We start from the raw sequence: 359 nt of genomic DNA on the forward strand, positions 1-359 counted from the left end.
AGCTGAAGCAGGCTGGAATACGGGTTGTGCGGGTAGCGAATCATTATTCGTTACAGGGGGTGCTCGATAAAATCACCGCCGTTGCCGGAGCGCTGGGTAAAGAGAGCGAAGGGCGGGCATTGGTTGAACGTATTCATCAGCGCAGCCAGGCACTGCTGCAGCAGATGCCGGCGGATGATGCCTCATCCGTTATGTTTCTGCTCGGCGCTGGTAGCCGGGGCATGATGGCGTCAGGCTCCGGTACGCAGGCCGATGCCATGCTGGCGCTGGTCGGAGCCAGCAATGCCATGGGTTACAGCGGCTATAAGCCAGTGAGCGCCGAAGGTGCCTTGCAGGCTGCACCGGACGTGGTGCTGGTG

Annotated in this window: 1 protein-coding gene; it reads left to right on the forward strand. The window is 60.7% G+C overall.

The window, feature by feature from the left end; all coding sequences use genetic code 11:
* Window positions 1-17 precede the first annotated feature (17 nt).
* A partial coding sequence (locus tag Q4563_RS17340; RefSeq protein ID WP_303605384.1) for an ABC transporter substrate-binding protein occupies window positions 18-359 on the forward strand: 342 nt, incomplete at its 3' end.

It is taken from the genome of Gilvimarinus sp. 1_MG-2023 (genome assembly GCF_030548285.1).